Raw genomic sequence first — 13,885 nt, 5'->3', positions numbered from 1 at the left:
CCACGACAAGGGGTGTACCCGGTCGGGCCGCGTCCTCACGGCCCGACCGGGGTGATCTGCGACAACCGGGCCGCTCAGCCCCAGATCGCGGTGGCCCACTCCGGGTGGTCGACGAACGGGTTGCGGTTGCCCTGCCAACGCTCGTAGATGCGCTGGTTGCGGCGTTGCTCGAAGGTGTCCGGGGGGTCCTGCCGACTCCACTGGAGCAGCACGGACTGCCGGCCCAGGTACGGCGTGGTGCCGTTGGTGACCGAGTTGTTCATCTCCAGGTTCGGCCAACCGTCGTCGCCCTCGTACCGGATCGCCATATACATGATCATGCGGGCGACGTCACCCTTGACCGCGTTGCGCGGCTCGAACGAGTCGGCGTCGGTGTAGCTGCCGGGGGCCTCGGAGACCGCGCTGCCGCCGGTGTCGAAGTCCTTGTTGCCGCGCGAGGAGTTGACCGACACGTCCTCCGGGCGTAGGTGGTGCACGTCGGTGCCGGGCCCGGTGGCGGTGCCGAAGTCACCGTGCGACTTGGCCCAGACGTGCTCCCGGTTCCAGTCGTTGGCCCCGCCGCCGTTGCTGGTCTTGCTCTGCGACCGTCCGCTGTAGAGCAGGATGACGTTGTTGGCGTTCGCCGGGTCCTGGTCGGTGTCCTTCAACGCCTCCCAGACCTGGTCGTAGCTGAGTTTCGTCTGGGTCTTGACGATCGAGTGCAGGGAGCTGCGCAGCGCGCTGCCGCTCTTGCCCACCGCGCTCGCGTAGTACGTCGAGTCGTACGGCCCGGTGGAGCCGGTGGGCGCGGGGGTGGGGGAGGTGGTCGCGGTGGGCGTCGGGGTGCCGCCCCCGCCGAGGCTCATCGCGGTGGGACTCTTCAACCCGCCATGGCTGAAGTACGCGGTCAGCGTCCCGGTGGCGGTGACCTGCCGGCCGCGCAGTGACGGGTTGGTCAGCAGCCCGAAGGCGCTCCGGTACTCGGCGGTGATCTGGACGTAGAGCATCCGGCCGGTGCTGGTCTCGGTGGCCGCGTCGGCCAGGGCGATGGCGGTGTCGGCGGTGTAGCCGGAGGTGAGCACCGTGCTGGTGGCGGTCGGCTGACCGATCACGTATCCGGTGACGGTGGCGGTCCGGCCGTCCTGGGCGGCGAGGGCCTGCGCCACGGTCGACGTGGCTGCGGCGGACGCCGACGTCGCGGACACCGCCACCGTGGTCGCCAGGGTGACGGCGAGGGTGATCGCGGTGACCACCCGCCCGGGTCGCGGGCGGGTACTGCGCTTCGTATTCATGCTCGGCGATGTTATCGGTCGGAACCCGGCCGGCGGGAGGTCGACGAGGTGAATTCCCGTCCACGGCCGATCCGGCACCCGCCGCGCAGCGCCCGCACCTGCGGGTGGTGGGCGACCCGTGGTGGGGGCCGGGTCGGCGGTGGACCCGGCCCCCGGCAGGTCACTTGGCGAGCGGCTGGCCCTGCTTGTCGCGGAACGCGCCGACCAGGATCATGATCAGATCGATGAAGGCCCAGATGCCCAGCCCGCCGATGGTGATCAGCTGGAGCACGCCGGTGCCGACCTTGCCGGTGTAGAACCGGTGCGCACCGAGCACACCGACGAAGAAGCAGAGCAGCAGGGCGACGGCCCAGGACTTCTGGGTGGTGACAGGAGCGGTCACTGCGGTCCTTTCTCAGGTGGAGACAGCCGCGGGAGCGTATCCACCGGCCCGGTGTCGCACAAGATCGAAAACGGCGGCTCCGGCCGGACGGACGACCAGGCCCCGGCCGGTCAGGTCGCCGTCATGTCCCGCAGGGCCAGCACCGACTTCCCGCTGCGGGTGGTCGCCACCACGCCGGGCTGCGGGTGTCGCTGCTCCTTGCCGTGGTCGAGTGCGCTGATCCTCTCGAACGGCTCGGCGCCGCTGGTTCAGCGCGCGCGGACCGCGGTGGAGGCGAGGCGGAAGCCGATCGTCCGGTCGACCAGCCGCTCGACCAGCTCCGCCTTGCGCAGTCCGGCCACCCCGCGCAGCCCGAGCCGGGCGGCCAACGCCCGCAGGTCCCGGATCGACCAGGAGGTCAGGTACGCCGTACCGTCCCGGCGGTGCGTCAGCGTGCCGAGCGTGGCCGACGCGGCGTCCAGCTCGACGCCCGACGGGGTGGGCCGCGTCGGTGCGACCCGTACCGGCGCGGCCCGTGGCGGCTCCGGCGGGACGGCCCGCATCGTCGCGTCCGGCGCGTCGTCCGGTGACTCCACCGGGATGACGGCCAGTCGGGCCCGGCCCTGCGCCAGCGCGGCGACGTCGGCGGCCGACAGCCCGGTCAGCAGCTCACCCACCCGTGCCAGGACCCCGGCCGCGAGGTCCTCCGTCGGCGGTGCCCCGGTCATACCGCGACCTCGCGCGGTTGCAGGTGGGCGATGAACTCGGTGGTGATCTGCCGCAGCTCTTCCTGCACCACCGGCGAGGTGACCCGGTGGCGCAGCACCACCGGCACCCCGCGCGGGGTGTTTCCGGCGAACACCGTGATGTTCTCCCGCAGCGCGGTGGGGAAGACCGGCAACCCGAGGGCGCGTACCTGGTCCAGGTAGCCCTGGTGGGCGGAGATCGGCCGCTGCGCCGCCAGTTGGATCATGGTGAAGACCACCCCGGCGATGTCCGGGGCCACCTTGTGGTGGCGACGGCTGGTGGCGAAGCGCCGGGCGTCGGCGTTGTACCGGTCGACCAGCTCCTGGACGCTGCCGCAGAGGTGGTCGATGCCGAGTGTGGACAGGTAGTCGGCCTTCGCCGGGATGAGCAGGTGGTCGCTGGCGATGACGGCGGACTGGGTGACCACGTTGAAGTTCGGTGGGCAGTCGATCAGCACCAGGTCGTAGCCGTCCAGCGCCGCGTCGTGCAGCCCCTCGGCGAGCGAACCGCGTACCCGGAACAGCTCCCGGTCGTAGTCCTCCCCGTCGGCCACGCCCCGGGCCAGCGCCAGGTCGATGTCGGCCAGGCCGAGGTGCGAGGCGATCAGGTCGAGCCGGCCGGCTCCGGACAGGTGGGCGTTGGCTGGTCCGGGGGAGACCACCAGCTCACCCAGGGTGACCGCGGAGGTGTCCCCGCGCAGGCCGTCGTACCAGCGCTTCACGGTGCGTCCGTCGCGCAGCCGCTCCCGCCAGTCGTCGGGGTCGTAGAAGCTGAACGTCAGGCTGGTCTGCGGATCGAGGTCGATCAGCAGCACCTTCATCCCCCGGTTGGCCAGCTCGGCACCGAGGTTCGCGGTCACGGTGGTCTTACCCACCCCGCCCTTGTAGTTGATCACGGACACCACGTACACCGACGGCACCTCCCCAGAGGGGGAACCGTAGCCGCCCGGATGGCGTCTGACCATCCATGATGCCCACCCCGGCCGGTCACGCTCCGCGACCAGGAGTCGGGCTCGCCGCCGTCGGCACCGGGCTCGCCGCCCTGGCCGTGGTGTTCTGGGCGGTCGGCATGACGGTGCTGCAACCGCTCACCGAACCCCTCGGCCCGTGGTCGGAGAAGCTGCCCGGCGACCGCAGCCACTGGCCCCGCGACCTGCGTTTCCTGGCGCTGATGGCGGTCGCGTCGGGGTTGGTGCTGGCCGGTGGTGGCCGACGGTCCCGGGCACTGCCGGCCGTGCTGCTCGGCGGTGGCGCGATGGCGGTCGACGTCGCCGTCGACCGGATCGACCTCACCGGCCCCGGTGCGACCGTGCTGCTCGTCGTCCTCGGCTGGCTGGCCGTCGGGGTCACCGTGGTGCTCGGCGTACGACGTGACACCGCGGCCGGTCCGGCGGCGGTGGCCGGTCCGACTGGCGCGGCGGGTGGGGCCGGCCCGTACCGTGCGGGCGGCGTCGTGGGCCGGGACCGAGCCGTACTGACCGGGGTGTCCTGTGTCACGGCGGTGCTGGCGGTGGTCGCCGTCCTGGCCGGGGCGCCGACCGACCGGGAACCCGAACTCGGCCCGGCTGCGCTGACCACCGGGCTGCTCCTGCTGGCGTCGACTGTGGCGGGCGCACTGGCAGCCGCCCCCGCACGAGGTCAGACCCGGATCGCGGCGGCGGTCGGGCTGGCCGTCGCCGGTGTGGTCGGCCTGTGGCTGGTCCGGCTCGTCGGGCCGGGGGACCGGCTGATGCCGGCGGTGGTGCTCGGCACGGTGCTGGTGGTGGGGGTGATGCTGCTGGCCCGGCCGGCAGCGGGTCAGGGACCGGGGCGCGTGGCGTCGTCGCGCTCGGCCAGGGCCGAGCGGCGGTAACCATAGAACGCGTAGATCAGCCCGCCGATCAGGAACCAGACCGCGAACCGCAGCCAGGTGACATGGTCGAGGAAGCTGATCAACCAGACCGAGAAGACCACGCCCAGCGCCGGCACCACCGGCATGCCCGGCAGCCGGAACGTACGCGGGGTGTCCGGGCTGCGGTAGCGCAGCACGATCACCGCGATGCAGACCACCACGAAGGCGAGCAGGATGCCGATGTTGGTCAGCTCGGCGGCCTGCCGGATCGGCAGGAAACCGGCGATCAGCGCCGAGCCGCCCCCGACGATCCAGGTGACCCGGGTCGGCACCCGGCGCACCGGGTGCACCTTGGCGAACCAGGCCGGCAGCAGGCCGTCGCGGCTCATCGAGAACCACACCCGGGTCACCCCGAGCATGAAGGTGAACATCACCGTCAGGATGCCGATGATCGCCCCGACCGCGATGACGCTGGCCAGGCCGGACAACCCCACCGAGGCGAACGCGGAGGAGAAGCCGCTCTCCGGGTCGATCTCCCGGTAGTTCTGCATCCCGGTCAGCACCAGGGTGGCCAGCACGTAGAGCACCATCGAGATGGCCAGCGACCAGACGATTGCCTTCGGCATGTGCCGTCGGGCGTCGGTGGACTCCTCGGCGGCGGTGCTCATCGCGTCGTAGCCGAAGACGGCGAAGAAGACGGTGGCCGCGCCGGTGAACGCCCCGCTGAGCCCGAACGGGAAGAACGGCGAGTAGTTCGCGGTGCGGACGTGGAAGAAGCCGACCACGATCACCAGCAGCACCACGGCCACCTTCAAGCCGACCACGATCGTCTCGAACCGGGCCGCCGTCCTGATGCCCAGCGTCAGCAGGAAGGCGATGAGCAGGCAGAGCAGCACCGCGAACAGGTCCACCACGTGCCCGTCACCGGTGCCCGGGGCACCCAGCATCCAGGCCGGCAGGTCGACGCCGAGCTGGCCGACGAGGAACCCGAAGTAGCCGGAGACGCCGATCGCCACCACCGCCACGATCGCGGTGTACTCCAGCAGCAGGTCCCAGCCGATGAACCAGCCCACCGCCTCGCCGAGCACCGCGTAACCGTAGGTGTATGCCGAGCCGGCCCGGGGGATCATGCCGGCGAACTCGGCGTACGACAGGGCCGCCGCCGCGCTGGCCAGGCCGGCGATCAGGAACGACACCAGTACGGCCGGCCCGGCGGTCTCGTTGGCCACCGCCCCGGCCAGGGCGAAGATGCCGGCGCCGATGATGCCGCCGACCCCGATCGCGGTGAGTTGCCACAGCCCCAGTGAGCGGGACAGACCCGGGCCGGTCTCGTCGGCGATCTCCTCGACCGGCTTGCGGCGGAAGATCCCGCCGCGGTCGACTGTGGAGGCCATCGTCGTCCCCTTCCGCCGGGAGACATCCACCTTGGTTGATACTCCGTGTGGCGTGGATGCACAATCGCTACGACGCGACGACAGTCGAAGGCGCGCGGCGGTGGTCACTCGACGACCGGCAGCACCACCTCGTTGTGGCGCAGGAACCACGGCTTCCACGGCGGGTCGAACCGGGCGTACCGGATCGCCCCCGACGGGGTGAGGCCGGCGTCGGTGACCGCCCGGCCCAGCGCGGTGGCCCGCTGCTCGAATGCCTGGTCGGTCCACCGCCCGGCGAACCGGACCGCCGCGGCGAGCTGCTCCGGGATCTCCCGGACGGTGATCCGGGGGTCCTCCGGCTCGGGCACGGTGGCCGGGGTGAACCGCGCCGGCAGCACGAACCACACCCGCCAGGTCTCGGGCCGGTCACCCTCCTCCTGGACCACGGGCGCGGTCATCGCGATCTGCTCGGACCCGGCCGCCTCCTGGACGACGGGCGCGGTCATCCCGACCCGCCGCCGGGACCGGTTGGCCCCGGACAGGTAGGCGGCCAGCGGCCGGAACGCGGCGTTGCCGGCGTCGGCGAAACCACCGTCGATCCGCAGCTCGGCGACCAGGTGGGCCGGGTACCGGCGCAGCTCGAAGCCGGGGTGCCGGCCCAGCACCCGGTACGGCTGCTGCTCGGTCATGAGGCACGCTCCGGTCCGAGGAATCTCCTCCACCGTCACGCTACCGCTCGTGCGGGGTTTCCTCCCGGGGAAGCGGAACCCGCCGCCAGTACTGTCGCCTGTCCTCGTCCCGGACGACCACCCCGAGCCGGGCCAGCTCGTCGCGCAGTTCCCGGGCGTCGCCCTGCCGGTCTGCGTCGACGGCCCGTTGCCGGGCGCGCAGCAGCGGGTCCGCTCCCGGCGGCAGGTCGGGCAGCCCGTCGACCCACCGCCGGTACGCGTCCCGGTGCGGGTCGGCGTCCTGCCACGGCCAGCCGTGCTCACGGAAGGCGTCCCGCAGCCGCCGCCGGCTCAGGTCGGACCGTTCCCGGGCCAGTTCCGCCCCGTCCGGGCCGAGCAGCACCAGCTCCTTGCGATCGGTGAAGACGGCGGTCACCGGTTGGCGGGCCAGGTCACGGTCGGCGCCGTCGCGGCGCAGCCGTGCCCCGCCCCGGTCCACCGAGACGATCAACCGCTCCCGGGTGCCGACGTGGGCGACGAGCAGCCCGGCCAGCACGCCGAGCAGCACGCCCCCGACCAGTGCCCGCCGGTACGGCAACCCGGCGACCAGCTCGAACCAGCCCTGCACCGGGGCCCAGGGCAACCCGGCCACCCCGTCGGCGACCAGCGGCAGCAGCCCGCCCGCGGCGGCGCCCAGCAGTGGGAAGCCGGCCCACATCACCACCAGTTCCCCGACGTCACCCCCGACCGTGGTCGCGGTGCCCGGCTCCCGCGCCCGCATCGTCAGTGCACCTCCCGCCGCAGCGTGCGCACCAACCCGGCGGCGAGCGGCGCGGCCACCCAGACCAGCAGGGACACCCCCAGCCGGCCCCACTGCCCGGCGGTCACCTCCAGACCGAGCAGCGGCTCCATGGTGACCGAGGTGTCCAGCCAGCGGGCCGGGCCGTGCAGCGCCGAGATCATCGCGGAGAGGATGCCCCACACCGTCGGCAGCAGCAGGGCGGTGACGATCGCCAGCGGGGTGTTGAGCAGCAGCAACCCGAACGCCGCGCCGATCAGCACGTTGATGACCTGGAACACGGCGGCGTGTCCGGCCAGCGCCCAGTCGAAGTCCCAGCTCCCCGCCCCGCCGGTGACCCCGGCCAGGAGGGTGCCGGCGGCGGCGACGGCCAGGCTCACCAGCACCGAGGCCAGCGCGGCGAGCAGCACGGCGGCGAGCTTGGCGACCACCACCCGTTCCCGGCGCGGAACGAGGGCGAACGTGGTCAGCGCGGTGCGCTGGGACCACTCGGCGGTGATCGACAGGATGCCCAGCACCGGCAGCAGCAGCGCCACCTGCAGCAGCGACGCGGTGAAGAACGCGGTGAAGGTCTGCCCGGCGTCGTCGACGAAGCGCAGTTGCAGCGCGACGATGGTGGCGGCGATCAGCCCGATCGAGGCCAGCAACCATCGGCCGGCTCGGGTGTCGCCGAGCTTGCGCAGCTCCACCCCGATCAGCCGGACCAGGGACGGTCCGGGCATGGCTTCCCGGACGGTGGCGGGGGGTGCGGTCGTCACGGTGGTCACTTCACGGCCTCCTTGGTGCTCGCGCCGGCGGTCAGGGTGAGGAAGAGCTGTTCCAGGCCACCGCTGCCGGCGGGCCGTAGCTCGGTCAGGACCAGCCCGGCGTCGGCGGCGGCCTGCCCGACGGCGTCGGGTTCGGCGCGGACCACGCACCCGCCGTCGGCGCTGCCGGTGGCGTCCAGGCCGGCCCGGTCGAGGGTGAGCCGCAGGGCGTGCGGGTCGCGGGCCCGGACCAGGGTGCCGGTACCGGCCAGCAACTCGTCCTTGCCGCCCTGGGCGACCACCCGGCCGCCGCCGATCACCACCAGTTGGTCGGCGACCGCCTCCACCTCACGCAGCAGGTGGGAGGAGAGCAGCACGGTGCCGCCCCGGTCGGCGAAGTCCCGCAGCAGCCCGCGCATCCAGAAGATCCCCTCCGGGTCCAGGCCGTTGGCCGGCTCGTCGAGGACCAGCACCCGGGGCTCGCCCAGCAGCGCCAGCGCCAGGCCGAGCCGCTGCCGCATCCCCAGCGAGTACGCCCCGACCCGCCGCTTCGCCGCCACCGGGTTCAACCCGACCCGGTCGAGGACGGCGGGCATCCGCCCGGCGTCCACGCCCATGGTCCGGGCGGCCAGGGCCAGCGTCTCCCGCCCGCTGCGCCCGGCGTGCTGCGCCGAGGCGTCCAGCAGGACGCCCACCTCCCGGCCCGGGTTGGGCAGCTCCCGGTAGGGGCGGCCGGCGACGGTGGCGGCACCGGAGGTCGGGCGGGTCAACCCGCAGAGCATCCGCATGGTGGTGGACTTGCCCGCCCCGTTAGGGCCGAGGAAACCGGTCACCGTGCCGGGTTCGCACCGGAACGAGACATCGTCGACGGCGGCGTGCGGGCCGTACCGCTTGGTGAGGTGGTCAACTGTGATCATGTGGTCGAGCCTGCTCTGGCCACCCGGCCGGGCGCTGGGGCCGGCGGTCGAGAGCCGCCCCTACCTCGGTCTACCGGCAGACCTCGACTTTGGTTGGTGTCCGCTCCGCCGGTTGGGTTCCTAGCATGGGTGGGTGAGTGCTGCCGTCGTACCTGATCATCCCTGGCTGCTGCCGGGGGCGCTGACGCCCGAGACGAGGGCGTCCCGGCGTACGCCCCGGGACTGGTTGGTCGACGTCGTGGCCTTCCTGCTCGCCCTCGGCTGGGCGCTGGTGGCGTTCGCCGACTCGACGTCGCGGAACCCGCAGTTCGCCCACAACGCGGGCCCCTCCTGGCTGGTCGGGGTCGACCTGGTGGCGGGTCTGGCATTCTGCGTGGCCCTGTGGCTGCGCCGGCGCTGGCCGGTCGGGCTGGCCGTGGCCGGCCTGCCGCTGGCCCTGTTCTCGGTGACCGCCGGGGTGGCGCTGCTGATCGTGGTGTTCACCGTGCTGGTTCACCGGCCGCTGCCGATCGGCGCGGCGCTGGTCGGCTTCCACCTGGCGGTCGTTCCGCTCTACACCGTCGTCCGCCCCGATCCGTCGCTGCCCTACTGGGGGACGGTGGCCTGGACGGTGATGTTCGTCGGCATCGTGGTGGCATGGGCGATGTTCGTCCGGGCCCGCCGGCAGCTGGTGTTGTCGCTACGGGACCGCGCCCACCGGGCCGAGGCCGAGCAGCAGCTCCGCGTCGACCAGGCCCGGCAGCTGGAACGCACCCGGATCGCCCGGGAGATGCACGACGTGCTGGCGCACCGGATCTCGCTGCTCAGCCTGCACGCCGGGGCGTTGGAGTTCCGCCCGGACGCGCCGCCGCAGGAGGTGGCGCGGGCGGCCGGGGTGATCCGGGGCAGCGCGCACGCCGCCCTCCAGGATCTGCGCGAGGTGATCGGGGTGCTCCGCGCCGACACCTCCGGCGGCGACGGCGTCCCGGAACGCCCCCAACCCACCCTCGCCGAGGTGCCCGCGCTGATTGCCGAGTCCCGGGCCGCCGGGGTACGGGTCACCCTCGCCGACGAGGTCACCGACCCGGCGGACGTCCCGGCGGCGGTGGGGCGCAGCGCGTACCGGATCGTGCAGGAAGGGCTGACCAACGCGCGCAAGCACGCCCCCGGCGCGGCGGTCGCCGTCCGGCTGGCCGGCGGTCCGGGCCGGGAGCTGACCGTGGAGATCCGCAACCCGTGGCCGGTGGGCGTCCCCGGCCCGGTCCTGCCGGGTGCCGGGACCGGGCTGGTGGGCATCGCCGAACGGGTCAACCTGGCCGGTGGCCGGCTGGCGCACGGACGGGACGGCGCGACCGGCGACTTCCGGCTGGCCGCCCAACTGCCGTGGGCGGCATGAGCCGCCCGGCCCGCCGCTTGCGGCGGGGTGCCCGATGACCGGCGTGACGGGCGGGGACGCCGAGGTCCCGGTGCGGGTGTTGATCGTCGACGACGACGCGCTGGTCCGCGCCGGGCTCTCGATGATCCTCGGCGGCGTGCCGGACGTCCGGGTGGTGGGTGAGGCGGCCGACGGCGACGAGGTGCCCGCTGCCGTCGCCGGGTGCACGCCCGACGTGGTGCTGATGGACATCCGGATGCCCCGGGTGGACGGGCTGGCCGCCACCGAGGCGCTGCGGGCGTTGCCGCACCCGCCGGAGGTGCTGGTGCTGACCACCTTCGACGCCGACGAGCAGGTGCTGCGGGCCCTGCGGGCCGGGGCGGCCGGCTTCCTGCTCAAGGACACCCCGCCCGCCGAGATCGTCCGGGCGGTGCGCCGGGTGGCGGCCGGCGAGGCGACCCTGTCGCCGACGGTGACCCGGCAGCTGATCAGCCACCTGACCACCGGGCCGACGCCGGGTCCGGACCCGCGCCGGGACCGGGCGTTGCGGCTGCTGGCCGGGCTCACCGTGCGGGAACGGGAGGTCGCAGTGGCACTCGGCCACGGACGCACCAACGCGGAGATCTCGGCGGAGCTGTTCATGAGCGTGGCGACGGTGAAGGCGTACGTGTCGCGGCTGCTGACGAAGCTGGCACTGAACAACCGGGTCCAGGTGGCGCTGCTGGTCCACGACGCGGGCCTGGTCTGACGACCTGAAGCGCTCAGTGGGGATACCCTCATCTGACGGCGTGCGGGTGCTGACGCCGACGGGTCTGCTCACTGCCTGGGGGATTGAACCGCCGCCGGTCACCGTCCGTACCACTGCGCGAGGATGCGTTGCGGCGATTCAGCTGCAATCGCTGCCGAACTGCGGGAGGCCTGCCGTGCGAGTTGGTGAGCAGTCGACGGACCCCATCGATCAGGTTCTGGGCGAGGTGCCGGTGCCCGCCTCGTTGACACCCGAGGACGTCCGGCTCGCGGTGCGGGCGGTGGTGGTGCACGCCGCCGAGGAGTGGCCCAACGGGCCGCTGTGCCGCAACGACGGCGCGTCGTACCCGTGCCGGTTGCACCGCTGGGGACGGCGGGTGCTGGAGAACCACGGGCTGAACGAGCGTCAGATCGACGCGCTGATCCGGCACGGCAACCCGTTCGTGCACGTGCCCTTCCCATTCACGTACACCACCCCCCGGCCCGGTGCGACGCCGGCGCGGACCGCCCCGGTCGCCGGCTACCCGGCCCGTGGTCAGGCCGGCCGCCCCGGCACCCCCGGGGTACGGCCCACCGCTGCGGGGATGCGGCCCGCGATGCGCTCCGGCGTTCCCGCCCGGCCGGTGGCACCCCCCGCCACCGCGCCGCGCTGGCCCCGGGCGAGCTGAGCGGGGGTACGCCCGCCCGGGTGCCCTGACGCCGGCCCGGCCCCCCAGATCCCGTGGGGCCGGGCCGGTCCCGGTCTCGTCGTCGGTCAGCGTCCGGTGCTGACGCCGCAGTCCGGGGCCGCCCAACTGGTGCGGTTCGCCGACTTGTCCCGGTTGTTCTCCCGCCGTGAGTCCACGTGGACGTGGTTGTCGTGGTCGGGATACCCGGGCCCGTAGATGCCGCTGAACCCGTGGTCGCGGGAGGCGCGGGCGATCTCGCACAGTGACCTGTGCGGCGAGGTCACGTCAGCGGCGTTGCCGTAGAGGTGCTGGCTGTCCGAGGCCCCGCCGACCTGCTTGTTGCAGTTGGAGTCGCGGAAGCCGCTGGTGACGTTGAGCGGCCGGTCGCCCAGGCCGCGCCGGAGCGCCTCCAGTTTCCACATGGTGCGCACGGCGGTGGCCTTGGTGTCGGTGGCCGACTGCGGGCCGCCGCTCCACCCGCCCCTGCCGCAGCCGTCGTCGAGTTCGCGGTAGCTGAAGTGGGCCGGCGTGCAGTCGTTGTCCTGCAGCTGGTAGAGCTTGTTGAAGGTCTGCGGGCCGGCGACGCCGTCGCTGCGCAGCCCGTACGCGGTCTGGAAGCGCTTGACCGCGGCGGCGGTCTCGGGGCCGAAGTCCCCGTCGATCCGGACGATTCCCCCTCGGCCCGCCCAGCCGGCGACCCGGATCTGCAACTGGCGGACGTCGTCGCCGGAGCGCCCCTGGTAGAGGTTGCGTTTCCAGGTGTAGCAGCCGTCGGCGTGGGCCGCTGGCGCGGCGACCACCGTGGCGATCGCGGCTCCCGGCAGGGCCAGGGCGAACGCGACGAGTGCCCGCTTCACAGTGTTCCTGCGCACGGAGTCCTCCCGAATGAGAGTGAATGGGGCGGTGAGCAGGCCATCGCGCGGGACGTCCTGCCATTTCCCACCCTGACAGCTGACCGGCTGGTTCGTGGCGATAAAGGGGAATTGTCCTCACGGTTGGTGGTAGCTGAGTATCACCTGTGAATTGCGGCGAATTGCGATTCGGTCAGGTCGTACCAGCCCGGGACGACGGACGAGGGATTTCCCGACGCCGGCGAAGTGCCCCGAAGGAACAGCCGGGCGTCGGGTGATGTGGGTTCGTGACCCGGACCCGGTAACGTCGTCCCGGCCGGCGGGGTCGGGGAGGTGGGCGTGGCGCGGGGCGGGGTCTTCTGTGTCGAGGGGCAGTGGCACCGCGACCTCAACGAGCGCGGGTCCGTGCTGCCCACCCTCGAACTGCTCGAACGGCTCGGCCGCATCCGCTACATCCACAAGGACGCCGCCACCCGCGACGAGCTGTTCTACTTCCTCGACCGCTGGCTGCTCAAGCAGTACGCCGACCACCGGGTCGGGTTCTTCGCCATGCACGGCGAGCCCAGCCGGCTCTGCCTCACCGACTGGGACTCCGTCGAGTTGGCCGACGTCGCCGAGCGGATGGCCGGCCGGGGCGAGGGCCGGCGGCTCTACTTCGGCAGTTGCTCCGTGCTGCGTGCCTCCGACGCCACGTTGCGCGACTTCCTCGACGTCACCGGCGCGGCCCTGATCTGCGGCTTCACCCGCGAGGTCGACTGGGTCGAGTCGGCCGCCTTCGAGACCGTGCTGCTCGACGTGCTCGCCAACGGCCAGCGGCACAACGCCGCCGAGTTGCGGATGGGCTCGGCGCACTGGGCGCCGCTCGCGGCGTACCTCGGTTTCCGGGTGATCTACGCCAACGGCCGCGCCTGGCGGCCCACCGCCCGGCCCCGGGTGCCGGCCCAGCCCGTGCCGGGCCGGGTGAACGGCCGATCCGGCTGACGCCGGCCGGGCCGCCGACCGACCGGCCTGGTAGAACCAGGGGATGGCACGCAGCATCGCAACCAACACCCGGGTCGACCGGGACGCCCTGATCGAGTTCGTCCGTCCCCGGCACCGGGTCCTGCTGATGACCACCCGGGCCGACGGCCGGCCGCAGTCCTCCCCGGTCGCCTGCGGGGTGGACGCCGCCGGCCGGCTGGTGATCTCCAGCTACCCGAAACGGGCCAAGATCGCCAACATCCGCCGTGACCCCCGGGTCTCCGCCTGCGTGCTCTCCGACGACTGGAACGGCCCCTGGGTGCAGGTCGACGGCACCGCCGAGGTGCTCGACCTGCCCGACGCGCTGGAGCCGCTGGTGGAGTACTTCCGTAGCATCTCCGGCGAACACCCGGACTGGGACGAGTACCGGGCGGCCATGGTGGCGCAGGGCAAGTCGCTGATCCGGATCACGGTCGAGGGCTGGGGTCCGATCGCCACCGGCGGCTTCCCGGCCCGGCTCGCCGACTGACCCCGGCGGTACGGCGAGGACGCCGCCACCGGTAGCGTCGCCGCTCACCACACCACCACGGCAC

16 protein-coding genes are annotated in these 13,885 nt (G+C 73.1%); 6 read left to right on the top strand and 10 right to left on the bottom strand.

Annotated features, from left to right (window positions below; translation table 11 throughout):
- Nucleotides 1-74: 74 nt before the first annotated feature.
- The 4 genes from ACIG87_RS04915 to ACIG87_RS04900 form a co-directional block, all read right to left on the bottom strand.
- Nucleotides 75-1,271, bottom strand: coding sequence for an endonuclease (locus ACIG87_RS04915; protein ID WP_396848296.1), 1,197 nt, complete (start codon nucleotides 1,269-1,271; stop codon nucleotides 75-77).
- Nucleotides 1,272-1,431: 160 nt separating this feature from the next.
- Nucleotides 1,432-1,653, bottom strand: a complete 222-nt coding sequence (locus ACIG87_RS04910) for a TM2 domain-containing protein (RefSeq protein ID WP_396848295.1) — start codon at nucleotides 1,651-1,653, stop codon at nucleotides 1,432-1,434.
- A gap of 248 nt (nucleotides 1,654-1,901) precedes the next feature.
- The gene (locus ACIG87_RS04905; protein WP_396848293.1) at nucleotides 1,902-2,360 is read right to left on the bottom strand and encodes a Rho termination factor N-terminal domain-containing protein; all 459 of its coding nucleotides are present in this window, start codon (nucleotides 2,358-2,360) and stop codon (nucleotides 1,902-1,904) included.
- On the bottom strand, nucleotides 2,357-3,289 hold the full coding sequence (locus ACIG87_RS04900) for a ParA family protein (protein WP_396848291.1): 933 nt from the start codon (nucleotides 3,287-3,289) through the stop codon (nucleotides 2,357-2,359). The genes ACIG87_RS04905 and ACIG87_RS04900 overlap by 4 nt, the downstream gene beginning before the upstream one ends.
- A gap of 56 nt (nucleotides 3,290-3,345) precedes the next feature.
- Between ACIG87_RS04900 and ACIG87_RS04895 the strand changes: the two genes are divergently transcribed.
- Nucleotides 3,346-4,230 carry a hypothetical protein gene (locus ACIG87_RS04895; protein WP_396848289.1) on the top strand — a complete coding sequence of 295 codons (885 nt, stop codon included), beginning with the start codon at nucleotides 3,346-3,348 and terminating at the stop codon, nucleotides 4,228-4,230.
- On the opposite strand, the gene ACIG87_RS04890 is transcribed toward ACIG87_RS04895, so the two are convergent.
- The 5 genes from ACIG87_RS04890 to ACIG87_RS04870 all read right to left on the bottom strand — a co-directional run bounded on the left by ACIG87_RS04890 (nucleotide 4,176) and on the right by ACIG87_RS04870 (nucleotide 8,712).
- Nucleotides 4,176-5,603 carry an amino acid permease gene (locus tag ACIG87_RS04890; protein WP_396848287.1) on the bottom strand — a complete coding sequence of 476 codons (1,428 nt, stop codon included), beginning with the start codon at nucleotides 5,601-5,603 and terminating at the stop codon, nucleotides 4,176-4,178. The genes ACIG87_RS04895 and ACIG87_RS04890 overlap by 55 nt on opposite strands.
- A 104-nt stretch (nucleotides 5,604-5,707) precedes the next feature.
- Nucleotides 5,708-6,271, bottom strand: a complete 564-nt coding sequence (locus ACIG87_RS04885; RefSeq protein ID WP_396848285.1) for an SOUL family heme-binding protein — start codon at nucleotides 6,269-6,271, stop codon at nucleotides 5,708-5,710.
- 40 nt (nucleotides 6,272-6,311) lie between these two features.
- Nucleotides 6,312-7,031: a hypothetical protein gene (locus ACIG87_RS04880; protein ID WP_396848284.1), complete on the bottom strand. Its 720-nt coding sequence runs from the start codon at nucleotides 7,029-7,031 to the stop codon at nucleotides 6,312-6,314.
- Between the two features lie 2 nt (nucleotides 7,032-7,033).
- A complete protein-coding gene (locus ACIG87_RS04875) occupies nucleotides 7,034-7,771 on the bottom strand; it encodes an ABC transporter permease (RefSeq protein WP_396848730.1) in 738 nt (245 codons plus the stop codon).
- Nucleotides 7,772-7,812: 41 nt separating this feature from the next.
- The gene (locus ACIG87_RS04870; RefSeq protein ID WP_396848282.1) at nucleotides 7,813-8,712 is read right to left on the bottom strand and encodes an ABC transporter ATP-binding protein; all 900 of its coding nucleotides are present in this window, start codon (nucleotides 8,710-8,712) and stop codon (nucleotides 7,813-7,815) included.
- 133 nt (nucleotides 8,713-8,845) lie between these two features.
- Here ACIG87_RS04870 and ACIG87_RS04865 point away from each other — a divergent pair, with 133 nt between their 5' ends.
- The 3 genes from ACIG87_RS04865 to ACIG87_RS04855 all read left to right on the top strand — a co-directional run bounded on the left by ACIG87_RS04865 (nucleotide 8,846) and on the right by ACIG87_RS04855 (nucleotide 11,481).
- On the top strand, nucleotides 8,846-10,087 hold the full coding sequence (locus tag ACIG87_RS04865; RefSeq protein ID WP_396848280.1) for a sensor histidine kinase: 1,242 nt from the start codon (nucleotides 8,846-8,848) through the stop codon (nucleotides 10,085-10,087).
- 34 nt (nucleotides 10,088-10,121) lie between these two features.
- Nucleotides 10,122-10,814 (top strand): response regulator, encoded by a 693-nt coding sequence (locus ACIG87_RS04860; protein WP_396848278.1) that lies wholly within the window; start codon nucleotides 10,122-10,124, stop codon nucleotides 10,812-10,814.
- Nucleotides 10,815-10,989: 175 nt separating this feature from the next.
- Nucleotides 10,990-11,481 carry a hypothetical protein gene (locus tag ACIG87_RS04855; protein ID WP_396848276.1) on the top strand — a complete coding sequence of 164 codons (492 nt, stop codon included), beginning with the start codon at nucleotides 10,990-10,992 and terminating at the stop codon, nucleotides 11,479-11,481.
- 86 nt (nucleotides 11,482-11,567) lie between these two features.
- Here the strand turns inward: ACIG87_RS04855 and ACIG87_RS04850 are convergent, their stop codons facing one another.
- Nucleotides 11,568-12,353, bottom strand: a complete 786-nt coding sequence (locus tag ACIG87_RS04850) for a D-Ala-D-Ala carboxypeptidase family metallohydrolase (protein ID WP_396848274.1) — start codon at nucleotides 12,351-12,353, stop codon at nucleotides 11,568-11,570.
- Between the two features lie 318 nt (nucleotides 12,354-12,671).
- Between ACIG87_RS04850 and ACIG87_RS04845 the strand changes: the two genes are divergently transcribed.
- Nucleotides 12,672-13,313, top strand: coding sequence for a DUF6642 family protein (locus ACIG87_RS04845; protein ID WP_396848272.1), 642 nt, complete (start codon nucleotides 12,672-12,674; stop codon nucleotides 13,311-13,313).
- A 43-nt stretch (nucleotides 13,314-13,356) separates the two neighbouring features.
- Complete coding sequence (locus tag ACIG87_RS04840; RefSeq protein ID WP_396848271.1) at nucleotides 13,357-13,821, top strand: PPOX class F420-dependent oxidoreductase; 465 nt, start codon at nucleotides 13,357-13,359, stop codon at nucleotides 13,819-13,821.
- The last annotated feature ends 64 nt before the right edge of the window (nucleotides 13,822-13,885 follow it).

It is taken from the genome of Micromonospora sp. NPDC051925 (genome assembly GCF_044548625.1).
Taxonomy (GTDB): domain Bacteria; phylum Actinomycetota; class Actinomycetes; order Mycobacteriales; family Micromonosporaceae; genus Micromonospora.
This window is presented reverse-complemented; position numbering and strand designations above follow the sequence as displayed.

Excerpts from the sequence above, each read along its gene's own strand:
- ACIG87_RS04915 (WP_396848296.1), bottom strand. The coding sequence starts at position 1,271 with ATGAATACGAAGCGCAGTACCCGCCCGCGACCCGGGCGGGTGGTCACC.
- ACIG87_RS04905 (WP_396848293.1), bottom strand. The coding sequence starts at position 2,360 with ATGACCGGGGCACCGCCGACGGAGGACCTCGCGGCCGGGGTCCTGGCA.
- ACIG87_RS04895 (WP_396848289.1), top strand. The coding sequence starts at position 3,346 with ATGATGCCCACCCCGGCCGGTCACGCTCCGCGACCAGGAGTCGGGCTC.
- ACIG87_RS04890 (WP_396848287.1), bottom strand. The coding sequence starts at position 5,603 with ATGGCCTCCACAGTCGACCGCGGCGGGATCTTCCGCCGCAAGCCGGTC.
- ACIG87_RS04885 (WP_396848285.1), bottom strand. The coding sequence starts at position 6,271 with ATGACCGAGCAGCAGCCGTACCGGGTGCTGGGCCGGCACCCCGGCTTC.
- ACIG87_RS04880 (WP_396848284.1), bottom strand. The coding sequence starts at position 7,031 with ATGCGGGCGCGGGAGCCGGGCACCGCGACCACGGTCGGGGGTGACGTC.
- ACIG87_RS04875 (WP_396848730.1), bottom strand. The coding sequence starts at position 7,771 with ATGCCCGGACCGTCCCTGGTCCGGCTGATCGGGGTGGAGCTGCGCAAG.
- ACIG87_RS04870 (WP_396848282.1), bottom strand. The coding sequence starts at position 8,712 with ATGATCACAGTTGACCACCTCACCAAGCGGTACGGCCCGCACGCCGCC.
- ACIG87_RS04860 (WP_396848278.1), top strand. The coding sequence starts at position 10,122 with ATGACCGGCGTGACGGGCGGGGACGCCGAGGTCCCGGTGCGGGTGTTG.
- ACIG87_RS04840 (WP_396848271.1), top strand. The coding sequence starts at position 13,357 with ATGGCACGCAGCATCGCAACCAACACCCGGGTCGACCGGGACGCCCTG.